The 16,426-nt window shown below is 60.4% G+C and carries 16 protein-coding genes and 1 pseudogene; 8 read left to right on the forward strand and 9 right to left on the reverse strand.

The genetic code is table 11. The features are described 5' to 3' along the window. Positions 1-180: 180 nt before the first annotated feature. The gene (locus GVL52_RS26165; protein WP_160012344.1) at positions 181-612 is read right to left on the reverse strand and encodes a helix-turn-helix transcriptional regulator; all 432 of its coding nucleotides are present in this window, start codon (positions 610-612) and stop codon (positions 181-183) included. Beyond that, positions 609-1,259 carry a peroxiredoxin gene (locus tag GVL52_RS26170; RefSeq protein WP_160012345.1) on the reverse strand — a complete coding sequence of 217 codons (651 nt, stop codon included), beginning with the start codon at positions 1,257-1,259 and terminating at the stop codon, positions 609-611. Before GVL52_RS26170 ends, GVL52_RS26165 begins: the two co-directional genes overlap by 4 nt. 122 nt (positions 1,260-1,381) lie before the next feature. Here GVL52_RS26170 and GVL52_RS26175 point away from each other — a divergent pair, with 122 nt between their 5' ends. The 6 genes and pseudogenes from GVL52_RS26175 to GVL52_RS26200 all read left to right on the forward strand — a co-directional run. Then, positions 1,382-2,320, forward strand: a complete 939-nt coding sequence (locus tag GVL52_RS26175; protein WP_160012346.1) for an MBL fold metallo-hydrolase — start codon at positions 1,382-1,384, stop codon at positions 2,318-2,320. A 15-nt stretch (positions 2,321-2,335) separates the two neighbouring features. Continuing rightward, positions 2,336-2,764 carry a YeeE/YedE family protein gene (locus GVL52_RS26180; RefSeq protein ID WP_160012347.1) on the forward strand — a complete coding sequence of 143 codons (429 nt, stop codon included), beginning with the start codon at positions 2,336-2,338 and terminating at the stop codon, positions 2,762-2,764. After that, a complete protein-coding gene (locus GVL52_RS26185; RefSeq protein WP_160012348.1) occupies positions 2,764-3,204 on the forward strand; it encodes a YeeE/YedE family protein in 441 nt (146 codons plus the stop codon). The genes GVL52_RS26180 and GVL52_RS26185 overlap by 1 nt, the downstream gene beginning before the upstream one ends. 14 nt (positions 3,205-3,218) lie before the next feature. After that, positions 3,219-4,910, forward strand: coding sequence for a bifunctional protein tyrosine phosphatase family protein/NAD(P)/FAD-dependent oxidoreductase (locus tag GVL52_RS26190; RefSeq protein ID WP_160012349.1), 1,692 nt, complete (start codon positions 3,219-3,221; stop codon positions 4,908-4,910). Positions 4,911-4,927: 17 nt separating this feature from the next. Further along, on the forward strand, positions 4,928-5,719 hold the full coding sequence (locus GVL52_RS26195; protein ID WP_160012376.1) for a sulfite exporter TauE/SafE family protein: 792 nt from the start codon (positions 4,928-4,930) through the stop codon (positions 5,717-5,719). Positions 5,720-5,740: 21 nt separating this feature from the next. Continuing rightward, positions 5,741-7,057, forward strand: a pseudogene (locus tag GVL52_RS26200) (cytochrome ubiquinol oxidase subunit I); the annotation flags it as partial. Here the strand turns inward: GVL52_RS26200 and GVL52_RS31285 are convergent. The 4 genes from GVL52_RS31285 to tauA form a co-directional block, all read right to left on the reverse strand. After that, positions 6,983-7,684 carry a transporter substrate-binding domain-containing protein gene (locus GVL52_RS31285; RefSeq protein ID WP_306440390.1) on the reverse strand — a complete coding sequence of 234 codons (702 nt, stop codon included), beginning with the start codon at positions 7,682-7,684 and terminating at the stop codon, positions 6,983-6,985. The pseudogene GVL52_RS26200 and the gene GVL52_RS31285 sit on opposite strands and share 75 nt — an antisense overlap. A 116-nt stretch (positions 7,685-7,800) precedes the next feature. After that, complete coding sequence (locus tag GVL52_RS26210) at positions 7,801-8,658, reverse strand: ABC transporter permease subunit (protein ID WP_160012350.1); 858 nt, start codon at positions 8,656-8,658, stop codon at positions 7,801-7,803. Next, positions 8,655-9,446 (reverse strand): taurine ABC transporter ATP-binding protein, encoded by a 792-nt coding sequence (locus GVL52_RS26215; RefSeq protein WP_160012351.1) that lies wholly within the window; start codon positions 9,444-9,446, stop codon positions 8,655-8,657. Before GVL52_RS26215 ends, GVL52_RS26210 begins: the two co-directional genes overlap by 4 nt. 66 nt (positions 9,447-9,512) lie before the next feature. Continuing rightward, positions 9,513-10,463 carry a taurine ABC transporter substrate-binding protein gene (gene tauA / locus GVL52_RS26220; RefSeq protein ID WP_244619289.1) on the reverse strand — a complete coding sequence of 317 codons (951 nt, stop codon included), beginning with the start codon at positions 10,461-10,463 and terminating at the stop codon, positions 9,513-9,515. 252 nt (positions 10,464-10,715) lie between these two features. Here tauA and GVL52_RS26225 point away from each other — a divergent pair, with 252 nt between their 5' ends. Both GVL52_RS26225 and GVL52_RS26230 read left to right on the forward strand, forming a co-directional pair. Then, positions 10,716-11,459, forward strand: coding sequence for a sulfite exporter TauE/SafE family protein (locus GVL52_RS26225; RefSeq protein WP_160012352.1), 744 nt, complete (start codon positions 10,716-10,718; stop codon positions 11,457-11,459). Positions 11,460-11,480: 21 nt separating this feature from the next. Continuing rightward, a complete protein-coding gene (locus tag GVL52_RS26230) occupies positions 11,481-12,242 on the forward strand; it encodes an SDR family NAD(P)-dependent oxidoreductase (RefSeq protein ID WP_160012353.1) in 762 nt (253 codons plus the stop codon). A gap of 70 nt (positions 12,243-12,312) precedes the next feature. Here GVL52_RS26230 and GVL52_RS26235 read toward each other — a convergent pair whose 3' ends face one another. The 3 genes from GVL52_RS26235 to GVL52_RS26245 form a co-directional block, all read right to left on the reverse strand. Beyond that, on the reverse strand, positions 12,313-13,695 hold the full coding sequence (locus GVL52_RS26235; protein ID WP_244619290.1) for an aspartate aminotransferase family protein: 1,383 nt from the start codon (positions 13,693-13,695) through the stop codon (positions 12,313-12,315). 107 nt (positions 13,696-13,802) lie between these two features. Beyond that, positions 13,803-15,338, reverse strand: coding sequence for a PLP-dependent aminotransferase family protein (locus GVL52_RS26240; protein WP_244619291.1), 1,536 nt, complete (start codon positions 15,336-15,338; stop codon positions 13,803-13,805). Between the two features lie 163 nt (positions 15,339-15,501). Next, a complete protein-coding gene (locus GVL52_RS26245; protein ID WP_160012356.1) occupies positions 15,502-16,419 on the reverse strand; it encodes a LysR family transcriptional regulator in 918 nt (305 codons plus the stop codon). Positions 16,420-16,426 lie beyond the last annotated feature (7 nt).

Raw genomic sequence — 16,426 nt, forward strand, 5'->3', positions numbered from 1 at the left:
TCAATATCGCCCGCCACACCTTTCACGGCGAATGGAACTATACAATCACCCAAAGACCGCCGAAAACGGAGCCGTAATTTATCGACGATTCCTTAGCAGATTTTCTGAGTTTGATTAGATCGTCAGACTGAAACCTCTGCGCTTCCTATGCCTTCAGCGAGGGTGGCGCGGGCCCAATGCTCAATCGGCCTTTTCCAATCGTGCCCAACGTGCCATCTCGCCGACAAAGCTCTCCGGGGCAGCCGACCTTTTTCCAGCAAGCGAAGCCAGAGCCTCGATCCGGGAAGAGGGCTGGCTGGCCTCGACATTGCAAAACACGCGCATCAGCATCTCCATGACGGCTGCAACACGATCATCGGCGATCGAATAGTAGATTTGCCGCGATTCACGGCGCGTCTGCACAACACCCGCCTGACGCAGTTCGCCTAGCTGCTGCGACAGCGCCGGCTGCTTGAAATCCAGGTCCTCCTGGATCTCGCCGACAGACCTCTCCTTCTGGGCGATATGGCACAGCAGCATCAAGCGACTGGGTGTGCTGAACAGCCGCATGAAGTCTGCAGCCTCAGCCGCCTTTTCCTGCATCGCCTCGAGTGAGGCTGTAGCATCGATCATGCGCGGCGCTCCCGGTAATACCAGGACTGACCTTCAACCAGCTGCTCCGCATCCTGCATGGAAGATGCCGCAGGCTCGACGAGCGCGTCGCCGGGATGCCAGCCTTCCGGCGTCAGGGCACATTCACGCTGCGACGTCTGCAGCGCTTCCACGAGCCGCAAAAGCTCTTCGACCGACCTGCCCACGTTCATCGGATACCAGACGATGGCTCGGATGATACCTCCAGGGTCGATCACGTAGGTGGCACGAACGGTGCCGCTGCTTTCAGAGGAAGCATCCAGCATCCCGTAGGCCTTCGCGATGACCATCGCTGAATCCTCGATCAACGGAAAGCCTACCTTAACACCGAAGCTGCGCTCGATATCGCGCAGCCAGGCTACGTGGGAGTAGAGGCTATCGACTGAAAGGCCGAGCAGATCACAGTTCAGCTTCGCGAACTGAGGGTGCGCTTTGGCCAGCGCGATGAACTCGCTCGTGCAGACCGACGTGAAGTCCGCGGGATGTGAAAAGAACATCACCCAACGGCCGCGATAATCTGACAGAGACACATCTCCGCTCGTTGAGCGCGCCGAGAAGCCAGGGGCCTTGTCATTCAAGCGGAGCGCAACTGCTGCCTTGGCTGTGTCTACACTCGTCATATCCATCATTGGTCCTCATCGTTCTCGGAACAGACTTGCTATAGCGAGAGCTCAGTTTCATCGCCACCGAAAATACACAGTTGCATTGTTAGTGTAAATATGTATTTTGAACTTATCGACAGGAGGCAAGTATGGATCACCTTAATCTCGACCCTCATCTTTCCCACGCAGCAGACATCGTTCGCAGCGCCACGGACAATGCAGCGTCACGCGCCGTTGTACGGTCATTCTTTGACCCTGCCACCTTCACAATCAGCCATGTTGTAAGGGATTCATCATCTAACGCCTGCGCCATCATCGACAGCGTCCTCGACTATGATCCGGCCTCCGGGAGGACGATGAATGCTTCAGCCCAAGCACTGATTGATTACATAAAATCCGAAAGTCTCGAAGTGCAGTGGCTTCTTGAGACGCATGCGCATGCCGACCATTTGTCGGCGGCGCCGTTCCTGCAAAAGGAAATCGGCGGTCAGCTCGCCATCGGGCGCGAGATCATCCGCGTTCAGGAAGTGTTCGGGAAAATCTTCAATGCCGGCACGGAATTTCAGCGCGACGGAAGTCAGTTCGATCAGCTCTTCCAGGACGGCGACCGTTTCAAGATCGGCAATCTCGACGCAACGGTCCTGCATGTGCCGGGTCACACGCCGGCATGTCTTGCTTACGTCGTCGGTGACGCCGTTTTTCCGGGTGACACCATGTTCATGCCGGATTACGGCACGGCGCGCTGCGACTTCCCGGGCGGCGATGCCCGCACGCTATACAGATCCATCAAGCGCCTGACACAATTGCCGGACGAGGCGCGGATGTTCATGTGCCACGACTACAAAGCGCCAGGCCGTGACGATTATGCCTGGGAAACGACAGTCGGCGCCGAGCGCGCAAGCAATGTCCATGTTCATGACGGTGTCAGCGAAGACGAGTTCGTCGCGATGCGCAACGCGCGCGATGCGACGCTCTCGATGCCGAAACTGATCCTGCCTTCGGTTCAGGTGAACATGCGTGGTGGACAGATGCCACCCGCCGAAGACAACGGCGTCCAGTATCTGAAGATCCCTGTGAATGCGCTGTAGGAAGCTGGCCCTGCCATGTCGAACCTCAATATTGTTTGGCCGCTTTCGGGCGGCCTCCTGATCGGTCTTTCGGCGGCGCTCTATCTGCTGCTGAATGGCCGCATCGCCGGGATATCTGGACTGACCGCGTCAGCCTTCGGTTGGACAGGAGCTGGGATAAGCCCGCTTGGCCTTGGCTTTCTTGCCGGCATCCTGTCAGGAGCCGCAGTCGCATTTGCGTGGATCCGCCACGCGAACCTTTCGATCACATCGTCTCCCGCCCTCCTGATCATCGGCGGGCTTCTGGTCGGCTTTGGGACCCGCCTTGGATCGGGATGTACCAGTGGCCATGGCGTCTGCGGTCTGGCCCGGCTGTCGCCACGCTCCATGGTCGCGACGGCCACGTTCATGATCATGGCTGCGATGACCGTCTTCGCTGTTCGCCATTTTGTCGGAGGGCTGTGATGATGTATCGGGTTTTCGCTTCGATTCTCTGCGGCATACTGTTCGGTATCGGGCTGGTCATCTCCGACATGGTCAATCCCGGACGCGTACTCGCCTTCCTGAACGTAACCGGAGCATGGGACCCCTCGCTTGCTTTTGTCATGGGCGGGGCGCTCATCCCGTCTTCCATTGCCTACGTGATCAAGCGCCGCCGCAGCCGCCCTGTCCTGGAAAGCAAGTTTCACGTTCCCGAAAATCGAACAATCGATGTCTCCCTTGTGGGTGGGGCAACCCTTTTTGGAGTCGGCTGGGGGCTTGTCGGCCTCTGCCCCGGCCCCGCCATCGCATCCCTCGTAACAGGCCGCTGGGAGGCGGTCCTTTTCGCAGCAGCGATGCTCGTTGGCATGTTTGCCCATCGCATCGTCACTTCGCCGCGCAATGCCCCGCGCGCCGCTTACTGAGGAGGAGTTTTCTCATGGATATCCGCAAGATCGACGACAGCATTAGCGTATCGCCCCAGATCAAACTTGACGACGCCCATGAGCTGGCGCGGCTTGGCTTCAAGTCCATCATATCGAACCGGCCTGATGGCGAGGAGAATGGTCAGCCAACCGCAGACATGTTGTGCATGGCCGCCGAAGCTGCCGGTCTGGACTTTCGGCACATCCCGGTCGTCGCGCCCGATATCGGTGATCGCGACATCGCACTTTTTGGCGAAGCCATGAAAGACCTTCCCAAGCCCGTCCTCGCCTTCTGTCGATCCGGCACCCGGGCGGCGACGCTCTGGGCGCTCTCACAGGCGCCTTCCCTTGGCGAAGACGCTGCCCTTTCGGCCACAAAGGCTGCCGGCTACGACTTGTCGCAGCTTCGGACCCGTCTGTCTTCGACGTCCAGTGCCGAGAATATGAGCGCGACAGACGCAAAGTCTTCGACAGCCTGTGACGTTCTAATCGTCGGCGCTGGTGCTGCAGGCATCGCGACAGCTGCCAGCCTTTTGAAGCGTCGAAAATGCCTTAACATCGTCCTCGTCGATCCCTCCGAACGTCATGCCTACCAACCCGGCTGGACCATGGTCGGAGGCGGGATCTTCAAGCCCGAGGATACAGTCCGGCCTATGCGGGATCTGATCCCAGACGGCGTCAAGTGGGAAAAGGCTTCGGTCGCCGCATTCGAACCGGATCATCATCGTGTCGTTCTGTCGGACGGTCGTCGCATCAGCTATCGCATGCTGGTTGCCGCTCCTGGGATCAAGCTGAATTGGTCAGCCATAGAAGGCTTGGAGGATACGCTCGGCCGAAATGGCGTCACCTCCAACTATCGCTACGATACTGCCCCCTATACCTGGTCACTGGTCCAGAACCTGAAGGGAGGACGGGCGCTCTTCACCCAGCCGCCCATGCCGATCAAATGCGCCGGTGCTCCGCAAAAAGCGATGTATCTGTCGGGCGACCACTGGCACCGTATGGGCAGGATCAACGAGATTTCGATCCAGTTCCACAATGCCGGGCCGGTCCTGTTCGGCGTCAAGGACTATGTGCCGGCGCTGATGGAGTATGTGAAAAAGTATCGCGCCAACCTGAACTTCGGATCAAAGCTCCTTGCGGTGGATGGGTCGCGAAAGGAGGCTCGGTTTGCCAACACGGCAGCCGATGGCACTGTCACTGATGAGACCGTCAGTTTCGACATGATCCATGTCTGTCCGCCGCAGGTCGCTCCCGACTTTATCCGCGACAGTCCGCTCTCCAACGAGGCCGGCTGGATCGAGGTCGATGAGGCAAGCCTGCAGCACAAACGTTATCCGAATGTGTTCTCGCTTGGAGATGCGGCCGGCACGTCAAATGCCAAGACCGCCGCAGCAGCCCGCAAGCAGGCACCAGTCGTTGCGGAAAATGTCCTGGCCGTACTCGATGGCAAGTCTATGCCCGCCGCCTATGACGGGTATGGGTCCTGTCCGCTGACGGTCGAGCGCGGCAAGATCGTGCTCGCCGAATTTGGCTACGGCGGCAAACTGCTACCGACGTTCCCGACCTGGATTATCGACGGCACCAAACCATCGAGCCTTGCCTGGTATCTGAAAGCCGAAGCGCTGCCGCCGATCTACTGGCACGGCATGCTGAAGGGTCGCGAGTGGCTGGTCAGTCCAGACCTCAAGAAGACAGCTGCCTAAGGACTGAGACAATGAACATGATGCTTGATCCGCTACAATACGGTCTTGGCGCAGTCTCCGGGGGACTGGTCGGCTTCACGCTCGGCCTGTTTGGCGGTGGCGGCTCGATCCTGGCTGTGCCGTTGATGGTCTACGTTGTTGGCGTCCCGAGCGCACATATGGCAATCGGCACCAGCGCGTTTGCAGTCGCCGCAAATGCCTTCACCAATCTTCTCGGCCATGCCCGTCTCGGCAATGTGAAATGGCGCTGCGCCGGCATCTACAGCATCACCGGGATCGTCGGCGCCTTTGTCGGCTCCACCTTCGGCAAGATGGTGGATGGACAGAAATTGCTCATCCTGTTCGCTTTGCTGATGCTGGTCGTCGGCGTCCTGATGTTTCGCAAGCGCGGCGCACAAGGCAATCCGGGTGCCCAGTGCTCGCGCGAGAACGTCCACAAGGTCGCCGGCTTTGGCGGCCTTACAGGCATCTTCTCAGGATTTTTTGGTATTGGCGGCGGCTTTCTGATCGTGCCGGGTCTGATCGCCTCGACGAATATGCCGATCCTCTATGCGATCGGCTCTTCACTTGTTGCGGTCACCGCATTCGGTCTGACGACCGCACTGAACTATGCGTTTTCCGGTTACGTCGACTGGCTGCTCGCAGCAGTCTTCATCGCCGGCGGTATCTTCGGGGGCTTTGCCGGCTCCTATCTCGCAAAACGACTGTCGGCGAAGAAGGGGACACTCAACAGCCTTTTTGCCACACTGATTTTTGTCGTTGCGGCCTATATGCTTTATAAAAGCATTGGCCCGGCGATGCACGCCTGACGCTCAATCGCTGGCGTTTCCATGTTCGAGCATTTCGACGCGGTCGTCCTTGCCCGCATGCAGTTCGCCTTTACGGTCTCGGCGCATATCATCTTTCCGGCCTTTTCAATCGGCACGGCGAGCTACCTGTTCGTGCTCGAAGCGCTGTATCTAAAGATCAAGCGTGAGGTCTATCTGGAACTCTTCAATTTCTGGAAAACGATCTTTGCCGTCGTCTTCGGCACGGGCGTCGTCTCCGGCATTGTCATGTCCTACCAGTTTGGCACCAACTGGGCTGTCTTTTCCGACAAGGCAGGCCCGGTCATCGGTCCGCTGATGGGCTACGAGGTTCTGACGGCTTTCTTTCTGGAGGCAGGGTTCCTCGGCGTCATGCTGTTCGGGCGGGAGCGGGTCGACCCCGGCTTGCATTTATTCGCGACCGGCATGGTCGCCCTCGGTACGCTGATCTCCGCCACCTGGATCCTTGCTGTGAACTCCTGGATGCAGACACCGGCCGGTTTCGGCATGAACGACAAGGGGCAGTTCATCCCCGTCGACTGGTGGGCAGTGATCTTCAATCCGTCTTTCCCCTATCGTCTCGCCCACATGGTTCTCGCCGCCTACCTCACCACGGCCTTCGTGGTTGGCGCGGTAGGCGCCTGGCATTTGCTTCGGCGCACCGCGCCTCTGCGCGCCTACACGATGTTCTCGATGGCGATGTGGATGGCCGCCATCGTAGCACCGATCCAGATCCTGGCTGGCGATGCTCATGGTCTCAACACGCTCGAGCATCAGCCCGCCAAGGTCATGGCGATGGAAGGGCATTTCGACAGCCATCCGGATGGCGCGCCGCTTATTCTGTTCGGTTTGCCCAATCAGGCGGAAAAGCGCGTCGATTATGCGATCGAGATTCCAAAACTTTCCAGCCTCATCCTCAAGCATGGTCTGAACGAGTCACTCGCCGGGCTCGACACGATCCCTGACGATAAGGAGCCGCCGGTTGCGATCGTTTTCTGGTCCTTCCGCATCATGGTCGCGATCGGCTTCGCGATGCTGGGCATCGGCATCTGGTCACTGTTCTGTCGCTACCGCGGGACGTTGAACTCGAATGTATGGCTGCAGCGGGCGGCGGTCGCCATGGGTCCTGCCGGCTTTGTTGCAGTTCTGGCCGGTTGGGTTACCACGGAAGTCGGTCGACAGCCTTATACGATCTATGGCCATCTGCTGACGTCTCAGTCTCAGTCTCAGTCGCACTCGCCGATTGCCGCCCCCGCCGTTGCAACGTCACTTATCGCCTTCGTCATCGTCTATTTCTTCGTGTTCGGAGCGGGTACGTTCTATATCCTTCGGCTGATGGCGCACGAAGACCTCCTTGCCGCCAAGATCCTCGGGGGAAATGATCGGCGTCGATGGCGTGGACGGCCCCGTAACGAGCACCTCGCTTGCGCCATCGTAGAGCGGATCCGTGAAGTCGACCTGCTTGAGACGCGATGGCGTGATCGTCAGGTTCGCCATGACCATGTCCCCAAATCCGGCGTTCAAAGACGATAACAGGCTGTCGCGCTGCACGGGAATAAAGGCGATCCGGATGCGCTTGATCTCCTTTGTCCGGTCCTTGTTCAGCACCCTTTCGAGTTCGTTGCCCAAGTCGACCGCGGTGCCGTAGGCGCGTCCCCTGTCGACGAAATAGAGGGTCTTGCTGAACGGTACGATGACGCGCACCAGCCGGCGCTTCTGCATAGCGTCGAAATCACCGGTCCGCGCCTTGATCAACTGATCCCTGGCCATCGCCGGGTCGAATGTCGACCCAAGGATATTCAGGCAAACCAGGAAAAATGCAGCGATGAAATAGAGGGCTGATTTCCGTCCGCGCATCGCAATCTCCCACCAGGTCAGGGCATCATGATGCAGCAGGATAGTTCGGCGCAGAAGTACGTTACAGTAACATCCCGAGAGCATGTCGCCCCCTTGATAGTGCCCTTGCATGGGCTGGAATCGCAGGCGCGACGGTCGGCGCACCACGCCTGCATCCGTGACAGCTCGGAGCAGTTCGTGATCTCCGCTTCGGCCTCGGGTCGAGCGCGGCGATCATGGGCGGAGCTTCAGGCCTTGCCGCGCCAGGGGACCAGCTTTTTCTCCAGCCAGCGCATTGCGAATTCGAACAGGATGGCAAAGCCGCCGATGACGAAAATACCCATCATGACGATATCAGTGCGCAGAAAATTCGAGGCGTTCAAGACCATCTGTCCAACACCGGTCGACGCCGCGACCATCTCCGCGGCAACCAGCGTCGTCCAGCCGACACCCATGCCGATCCTCAATCCGACAAGGATATCCGGAAGAGCCGCCGGAAACACAACAAAGCAAAGAAGCTGCAGCCGACTGGCGCCAAGCGCACGGGCAGCGTTGATCTGATCGGAGGATGCAGAGAGAACCCCGGCGCGCGCAGCCAGCGCCACCGGTGCAAAGCACGCAAGGAATATCAGCAATACCTTGGAGGTCTCGCCAATCCCGAACCAGATGATGACAAGCGGCAGATAGGCGAGCGGTGGCAGCGGTCGGTAAAACTCGATGAAAGGATCAAGCATCGCCCGGATCGCAGGGCTGATGCCCATGGCCAGGCCAACGGGAATTCCGATCAACGCGGCCAGCACAAAGGCGGAGATCACCCGGAAAAGGCTTGCGGTGATATGCTCCGCCAAGGGTGCGCCATCGATCTTGCCCTCCATGGCGTCCGTGAAGGCTTTCAGGATCGTTTCGAGCTTTGGCAGGAACAGCGGCTTGACCAGACCGAGATGGGTCACGGCCATCCAGACTGCAAGCATGAAGAAGACAGTCAGCAGGCTGATCAGGCCCGTCTGAAAACCGGTCAACGGCGCGCTTCCGACGCGGGTTGTCTTGCGGCCCTTCCGTCCGGCAGCCTTTGTGACCAGCGGTTCGCTCGATGACGCCTGGCTCATGCTGCAACTCCCTCCGACATCTTGTCTCCCTTATGGATCGCGGCAAGAACCTCCTCCCGCACGGCAATGAAGTCAGGCGAGGACTTCACCGCACGGGCATCGCCGGAAGCGAGGAAGCGCCGGCTGAAATCCAGCGGCATCACCTTTGCGATCCGTCCCGGTCTCGGCGTCATGATGATCAGCTTTGTCGCGAGGAAAATCGCTTCCTCGACATCATGGGTGATGAAGAAGGCCATCTTGTTCGTCTTCGCCCACACGCCCAGAATGAGTTCCTGCACCTGTTCGCGGGTAAAGGCGTCCAGCGCCCCGAGCGGCTCGTCCATCAGCAGCATGCGCGGATCGGCGGCGAGCGCCCTGGCAATGCCGACGCGCTGCTGCATGCCGCCGGAAAGTTCGTATATCTTCTTCTCGGCAAAGCCGTCGAGGCTCACGAGTTCAAGCATGTGGCGTGCCCGCCGCAACCGGTCGGCCTTCGGCATGCCCTGCATTCGCAGCCCGAACGCGACGTTTTCCACCACCGAAAGCCACGGCATCAGCGCATGCCGCTGAAAGACGACGCCGCGATCGGCGCCAGGCCTGGTGATGTGTTCGCCATCGATAAGGATCGTTCCTTCCGTCACTGGCTGGAAGCCGGCTATGCAGGAGAGAAGCGTCGTCTTGCCACAGCCCGAAGCGCCAAGCGCCACCACGAATTCACCCGGCTCGATATCGAGATCGATCCGCGATAGGGCGACGACGCCGCTTTCGCCTTCGCCGTAGTGGACGCTCACATTGCGTATCTGAAGCATCTTGGCATCGCCCCCTTGAAAAGCTGCGCCGGACCGGAAGCCCGGTCCGGCCTGGAATAACCCGACTTACTTGGCCGCCTTCACATACTGGTCAGTCACGAAGACCGAGTAATCAGGCGCGACATCTGTCACACGTCCGTGTTCTTTCAGGAATTCCGCGGTCGACTGAAGCGCCTTGGCAGCGCCGCCGCCGAGCCAGGCTGCCGATGCCTGTTCCTCGAGCGTCGGAAACTTGTAGGCGGCCATGCCGGCCGGAACATCAGCCGCATTTGCGCCCGTCCACTTGACGACGGCTTTGACTTCCGGCGAGTCCGGGGTCCACGAAGCGCGGTTCTTGGCGTAATCCGCATCGTAGGCGGCGAGCAGCTTGACGAATTTCGTCATGAAATCGGCGTTGGCGCCGGCGAACTTATCCGTTGCGATGATGCCGTCGAACGTCGCCTTGCCTTTGGCCGCAAAATCGCCGGCACTGGCGATGACCGTGCCGCTTTTCTTGGCCACGTCGAGAACCGGCGCCCAGATGAACGTCGCGTCGATATCACCACGCTCCCATGCGGCGGCGATTTCCGGCGGGCGCATATTCAGGAGCTTGACGTCCTTAGACGTCAGGCCCGCTTCGGAGAGCGCGTACATCAGCTGATAATGGGAGGTCGAAACGAAGGGGACGGCAATGGTCTTGCCCTTCAGATCAGCGATCGTCTTGATGCCGCTGCCGTTGCGGGCAACGAGCTGTTCGGCATTGGCGATATCGTCCAGGATCCAGAACAGCTTGATCGGAAGGCCCTGCGATGCAGCCGCAGCAACCGGCGACGAGCCGGCTTCCCCGATATCGACATCGCCGGACGACATGGCGCGGATGACGTCACCGCCACCGCCGAACTTGACCCATTTGATCTTGTAGCCGGTTTCGGACTCCAGCTTTCCCGACTCCATCAGGACGCGGATGGGCGTCATCATGTCCTGGTAGGCGAAGGTCACGCTCTTGTCCTCGGCGGAAGCGGTGAAGGAAACACCCATTGCGACGCTGCACGTCACAGCCAGGGACATAAATGCTTTGCTCAGGCGGTTCATGAATTCACTCCTTGAGGGACCGGAAAGACACCCGCATTAAGCGTGAAGCAAATGCCGTGCCGAAAGAGCCAGTTGCGGTGATTCCAACGGCCATCTGGCCCAGTGGTATCACACTGGCCCCTTAATTGATTGCGTCTGGCCCTCTCCGGCTTTGCCTCCCATCAGTAAACCGGTTCGAAATGCGATTCTGGAGATCCTATGGACGCCCTGGCAATTTCGATGGTCACGATCGGTGCAGGCATGTTCCGGGGCGTGACAGGCTTTGGATATGCGATGGTTGCCTCGCTCGGCATTTCGGGCGCGCTGATGCTGCCGGCCCTCAGCGTCCCGTTCATTCTTTTCAATGATCTGATGCTGACGGGCTTCACCTTGCTCGATCGCAAGCATGGCTCGGTGGATTGGGTGGCGGGCCGCATCCTGCTTCTGTCCGGCCTGTGCGGCGCGCTCTGCGGCGGCTTGCTTGCGGCACGCCTCGATGAGAATACCGCGCGGGTGATGGTCGCCGGCGTCGTCGTTCTGGCGGCCTGTGTGGCGTTGATCCGCAACCCACCGGCTTGGCTCGCCAGCCGGCCTTTCGGCGTTCTGTTCGGCTTTTCCGTCGGGCTTCTGCTGTCAGCATTCGCGGTCGGCGGGCCGCTGGTCGCCGCCTGGCTATTGGCCGGCGGCACGCAGCGGCCCAACATCCGGGGCACATTGGCCGTGTTCTTCGGTGTCATCGACCTCGCCAGCCTGCTCAGCCGGCTGTTCATCGGGACGATCGATGCACGATTGATGGGATTGCTTGCCCTCTACTGCCCGCTGACGCTTGCAGGCTTCGGTATCGGATATCTTCTCTCGCGGCGCATGGCACCGCACCACTGGCATCGCATCTCGTCCGCAGGGCTGGTGCTGATCGCCGTCATCGGCCTTGTCCAAGCCATCCACGCATTGCTCATCGTTTGATACCTCGAAAGGAAATACATCATGTCCAAGATCGCCTTCATCACCGGCGCGACCTCAGGCTTCGGCAAAGCGATCGCCCAACGCTTCGTGGCGGAAGGCTGGAATGTCGTTCTGACCGGCCGCAGAAAGGACCGCCTTGACGCACTGGTAAACGAATTGGGCGGCGCTGCACGCGCCTGCGGCCTTTGCTTCGACATCAGGGACGAGGCAGCCACGAAGGACGCGCTTCGGTCGCTTCCAGCGGAGTTTCAGGCGCTCGACGCGCTGGTCAACAATGCAGGCCTCGCGCTTGGAACCGGCCCGGCCGACGCCTGCGATCTGGGCGAATGGAAGACGATGATCGACACCAACGTGACTGGCCTCGTCACCATCACGCGGCTTCTTCTGGAGCGGTTGATCGCGCAGCACGGCCTTGTCGTCAACCTCGCCTCCATCGCGGCAAGCTGGCCCTATCCGGGCGGCAATGTCTATGGCGGTACAAAAGCCTTCGTCCGACAGTTCTCGTTGGGCCTGCGCAGCGATCTTTCGAGCCGCGGCGTGCGGGTGACATCGATAGAACCCGGACTTTCGGAAAGCGAATTCACCCTTGTGCGGACCGGTGGCGACAAGGCCGCCTATGACAAGCTCTATCGGGGCGCCAAGCCGCTGCAGCCGGAGGATATCGCCGAGACCATCTACTGGGTCTCCAGCCTGCCGGCACATGTCAACATCAACAGCGTCGAGATCATGCCGGTGAGCCAGTCCTGGGCACCGTTCCAGGTTCATCGCGAAACAGGCGCCTGATCGGCCGAAAAACGGAGGCTCCGTGTGGATACGGAGCCTCCGCTCGAAATCGAGGCACGGCGGCGAAGGCTCAGCCGAAGACCTTCGTCAATGCCCGATCGACTGCCGCGGTAATGGCATCGATCTCCGCTGCCGACACGATCAGCGCCGGGCTGAAGCACAGGGTATTGTTCAGGCCCGGCAGGGACCGATTGGTCGCCCCGATGATGACGCCGTCGGCCATGCAGGCCGCGACCACCTCCTGAACCTGCTTTTCGCCAGCGGGTGTTTTCGATTGCCGGTCGGTCACAAGTTCCACACCGCAGAACAGGCCGACGCCGCGGACATCGCCTATGACCGCGTGGCGATCCTGCAGTTCCCGCAGGTTGGCGAGCATCCGCTCGCCCATACGGCTGGTGTTTTCCAGCAGGCCTTCCTCCTCGATGATCCGCATGTTTTCGAGAGCGGCAACGGGGCCCGCGACACACCCGCCGAACGTCGATATGTCTCTGAAGTAGGACAACGAATCCGACGGATCGTCCTTGAACAGGTTGAAGACCTTCTCATTGGTGACGGTGCAGGAAATCGCGGCGTATCCCGAAGCGACACCCTTGGCCATGGTCACGAAATCGGGCTCGATGGCATAATGCTGGTAGCCAAACCACTTGCCGGTACGCCCAACGCCGCAGACCACTTCATCGATATGGAGCAGAATGTCATAGCGCCGGCAGATGTCCTTTACCGTCTCCCAATAGCCTTCCGGCGGCACGATGACGCCGCCGCCAGCAGTGATCGGCTCGAGGCAAAGCGCACCGACCGTCTCCGGGCCTTCGCGCAGAATTACCTCCTCGATCGCCTGGGCAGCGCGCTCGCCATAGTCGGCAATGTCCCCGTATTGGCTCCGGTATTCGAGGCAGTGCGGGACTTCGACGAAACCGGATGGCATCGGACCATACTGCTCGCGCCGCTCCGGCTGGCCGGCGGCGGCAAGCGTGCCGAGCGTGGTCCCATGATAGTCCCGCTCGCGATAGAGGATCTTGTACTTGCGTCCGCCATGATGACGATGCGCGATCTGGCGCACCATCTTGAAGACCTTCTCGTTGGCCTCGGATCCCGAGTTGGAATAATAGACGCGGCTCATGCCCGGCATCTTCTCGATGAGCTTCTGCGCAAAAAGGGCGCCGGGGATGGAACCGGCCGAGTTGGCAAAATAGTTCAGCTTGACGAGTTGATCGCGCACCGCGTTGGCAATGCTTTCGCGGCCGAAGCCTACATTGACGGTCCAGACGCCACCCGATACCGCGTCGAGATACTCGCGGCCGGTCGCATCCCAGAGCTGCATGCCGCGGCCCTCGACGAAGATCCGCGGATCGACTGTTTCGAGGGCTTTGTGCTGCGTCAGGTGGTGCCATACATGGGCGCGATCAGCCTCGATGACGTCCCGGATGTCGTTGTGTTGAATGGCCGAGTTCACAGTGTGCCTCCTTGAAGATGGACGCAACCGCATACCATAGGCTCCGGGACTTGTGGTCGCCCAACCCCTTCTGGCTCCATGGATTGTCGGTTCTGGACCCTACTGGCTCAGGCACCCGCGAGCGCCGGGCAGCTTGCCTGCGCGGGCAGATGACGTGCCGCGGCGGTCCCCTGCGGGCGCGCAAATGCCTCCACGATCGGCGCCAGCCGTATCAGTCCGGCCTCGATACGGTGCGTCGCTATCGAGCCAAAGCCGAGCCGGAAGAAGCGGCTGCCCTCGGCTGGATCGGCAAAAAAGATGTCGCCCGCCTCGACCAGAATGCCCGCTTCGCGCGCAGTCTCCGTCATGCGCCTGGCATCAAACCCCTCAGACCCCTCAACCCAGAAGCTTGTGGCTCCTTCGCCGCGCGTCAATCGGCAGGAGGGCATCAATTCGGGCAGCCGCTCGGCAACGAGGCGGGCGCGCTCCAGCATCACGGTTCCGGTCTTGTTGAGATGCTGACGGTAGTGGCCGAGCGCAATGAAATTCGCCAGGGCGCGCTGGTTGTTGGTCGGCGGATGGCGCAACATCAGCCGGCGCAGCACACGCAACTCATCGACGACCGGCCGCGGCGCGACGATGTAGCCCACCCTCAACCCCGGTGCCAGCACCTTTGAAAAGCTTCCGACGTAAATGACGCGCCCATTCGTATCGAGGCTTTTGAGCGAGGGAATATCGCCATCGCTTTCGATGGACAGATCGGCCTCGTAGTCGTCTTCGACGACAAGCACGTCTTCGCGGCTTGCGGCTTCCAGCAAAAGTCGCCGCCGCTCGATCGGCATGACCGCGGTTGTCGGGCACTGGTGGCTGACCGTCAGAAATGCCACGCTGCACCGGGCGAAACCTGCATCGGGCACCACGCCATGTCGGTCGAGGTTCAGCCGCACCATGTCCGACGTCGCAAGGCTGACCATGTTGCGGACATCGGGATATCCCGGATCTTCCACACCAGCGGCTGTCTGGCGACCGACCAGCAACTGCACGAGCATGGATAACGCCTGCTGCGAGCCGATGGTCACGATAATCTCGCCCGGACCGGCAAAGATGCCGCGCCGCGGCAGGATCTGTGTCCTCAGCTGCTCGACGAGGTCAGGATCGTCGTCGTCGATCATATCCCCGGCCCAGCCCTGGATTTCCTTTACGCTGGATGCGGCGCGCACGGCCTCCCGCCAGTTGTTGATCGGAAACAGCGCCGGATCATACTGGCCGAACAGGAAAGGATAGGGGTAGTCCAGCCAATCGCGAGGCTTGCATATCTGCGGCAGGCTCGAAGGCTGGATGGCGAACCTCGCACGCCAGTCGCTGAATGTGTCGGCCTGCAGTCTGTCCGGCGCCGGGGCGGCACCGGCGGCAGCCACGAAAATCCCGCTCCGCTCCCTGGAGATCAGAAAACCTTCGTCCGTGAGTAATTGATAGGCAGTCGTTACCGTGTTGCGCGCAATTCCAAGCAGACCTGCAAGCTGGCGCGTCGAGGGCAACCGGGTGTTCCTGCTGAGAACACCGGTCTCGATCGCATTGACGATCATGCGGCGGATTTGCAGGTTAAGTGCCTGTCCGTCCTTGTTCAAAGCACCAAAGAGGCGCCGCCATGTGACGTCGGTCACGGATTGTGAACCCTGGGTTCTTGAAGCTTTCATCGCATCCACGAAGCAAGGAACGGGCCAGTTTCCTCCTTGGCCCTGCTGCCGTGCGTCTGCAAACCCGCCGGCCGGTGGGGCATCCGACTCCGTCCTGGCCGGCAGGATGCTTGCGTCTCGGCCGGACACTCTAGCGCTTCGCCGAATGCGCTTCCAGCAGGCAGTCTCGAAAGAGGCGAGCCGGATGGGAGAGCGTGCTGACGGGAAAATGCGCGACGCAAAGCGCAATCTTGAAGCTGAGCAGATCGGCGCGCAATGGCCGCATCTGGCCGGCATCCACCCAAGTCTTCGCATAATGGCGCGGCAGAAAGCTGACGAAGCGTCCGCTTAGAACAAGATGCGCCAGACCTTCCATCGAGTAGGCGGTGGCGCTGGGCGCGTGCGCAAACAACGAGCTGTAGGCCGTCGCGATGGCATAACCCCGCCGGGCGTGCGCCTGGTTTGCAATCCGCTCGAGCGTCAGTTCCCGCGTTTCCGTCGCAAAGAGCGGGTGGGTGGCGCCGCAATAGAGGTTTTGCTCTTCGTAGAAAAGCTGCTGCAGGTGCACCGCCGCATTCATCGGCTGGTTCGGGACGATGGCGATCTCCATCTGCCGATTGAGAAGCGCACTCTCGATCTGGTTGGGCGGCACCACGAGCAAGGTGACGTGCACGTCCGGGACCTCGCGGTTGAAAACATCGATGGCGGAATGGATCGCGCAGCGATCGTTCTCGACCACAGCATCGACCATGCCGATCCGCAACTCGCCCGTCAGGCTGCCGCGCAGCACGCTGACTTCGCTTCGAAAATGCTCGAGAGCAGCAAAACACTTGACGATCTCGGCATAGACCCTCTGTCCCTGCTCGGTGAGCGCGAAACCGGAGCGCCCCCGCTGGCAGAGTGTCAGCCCAAGACGCGTTTCCAGCGCCGCCATCTGCGCACTGATCGTCGACCGCGAAATCCCCAGCTCGTCCTGGGCACGCGTAAAGCCACCGTTCTCGACGACAGAGCGGAAGATTCGCAACTGCCGGAGATCGGCGTCGCTCAAGGGCGGGATGTGCAAAACCATGTTACGT

Source organism: Rhizobium sp. 18055, assembly GCF_902706285.1.
GTDB lineage: Bacteria > Pseudomonadota > Alphaproteobacteria > Rhizobiales > Rhizobiaceae > Rhizobium.

Excerpts from the sequence above, each read along its gene's own strand:
- GVL52_RS26165 (WP_160012344.1), bottom strand. The coding sequence starts at position 612 with ATGATCGATGCTACAGCCTCACTCGAGGCGATGCAGGAAAAGGCGGCT.
- GVL52_RS26170 (WP_160012345.1), bottom strand. The coding sequence starts at position 1,259 with ATGATGGATATGACGAGTGTAGACACAGCCAAGGCAGCAGTTGCGCTC.
- GVL52_RS26175 (WP_160012346.1), top strand. The coding sequence starts at position 1,382 with ATGGATCACCTTAATCTCGACCCTCATCTTTCCCACGCAGCAGACATC.
- GVL52_RS26180 (WP_160012347.1), top strand. The coding sequence starts at position 2,336 with ATGTCGAACCTCAATATTGTTTGGCCGCTTTCGGGCGGCCTCCTGATC.
- GVL52_RS26185 (WP_160012348.1), top strand. The coding sequence starts at position 2,764 with ATGATGTATCGGGTTTTCGCTTCGATTCTCTGCGGCATACTGTTCGGT.
- GVL52_RS26190 (WP_160012349.1), top strand. The coding sequence starts at position 3,219 with ATGGATATCCGCAAGATCGACGACAGCATTAGCGTATCGCCCCAGATC.
- GVL52_RS26195 (WP_160012376.1), top strand. The coding sequence starts at position 4,928 with ATGATGCTTGATCCGCTACAATACGGTCTTGGCGCAGTCTCCGGGGGA.
- GVL52_RS31285 (WP_306440390.1), bottom strand. The coding sequence starts at position 7,684 with ATGCAAGGGCACTATCAAGGGGGCGACATGCTCTCGGGATGTTACTGT.
- GVL52_RS26210 (WP_160012350.1), bottom strand. The coding sequence starts at position 8,658 with ATGAGCCAGGCGTCATCGAGCGAACCGCTGGTCACAAAGGCTGCCGGA.
- GVL52_RS26215 (WP_160012351.1), bottom strand. The coding sequence starts at position 9,446 with ATGCTTCAGATACGCAATGTGAGCGTCCACTACGGCGAAGGCGAAAGC.
- tauA (WP_244619289.1), bottom strand. The coding sequence starts at position 10,463 with ATGGGTGTTTCCTTCACCGCTTCCGCCGAGGACAAGAGCGTGACCTTC.
- GVL52_RS26225 (WP_160012352.1), top strand. The coding sequence starts at position 10,716 with ATGGACGCCCTGGCAATTTCGATGGTCACGATCGGTGCAGGCATGTTC.
- GVL52_RS26230 (WP_160012353.1), top strand. The coding sequence starts at position 11,481 with ATGTCCAAGATCGCCTTCATCACCGGCGCGACCTCAGGCTTCGGCAAA.
- GVL52_RS26245 (WP_160012356.1), bottom strand. The coding sequence starts at position 16,419 with ATGGTTTTGCACATCCCGCCCTTGAGCGACGCCGATCTCCGGCAGTTG.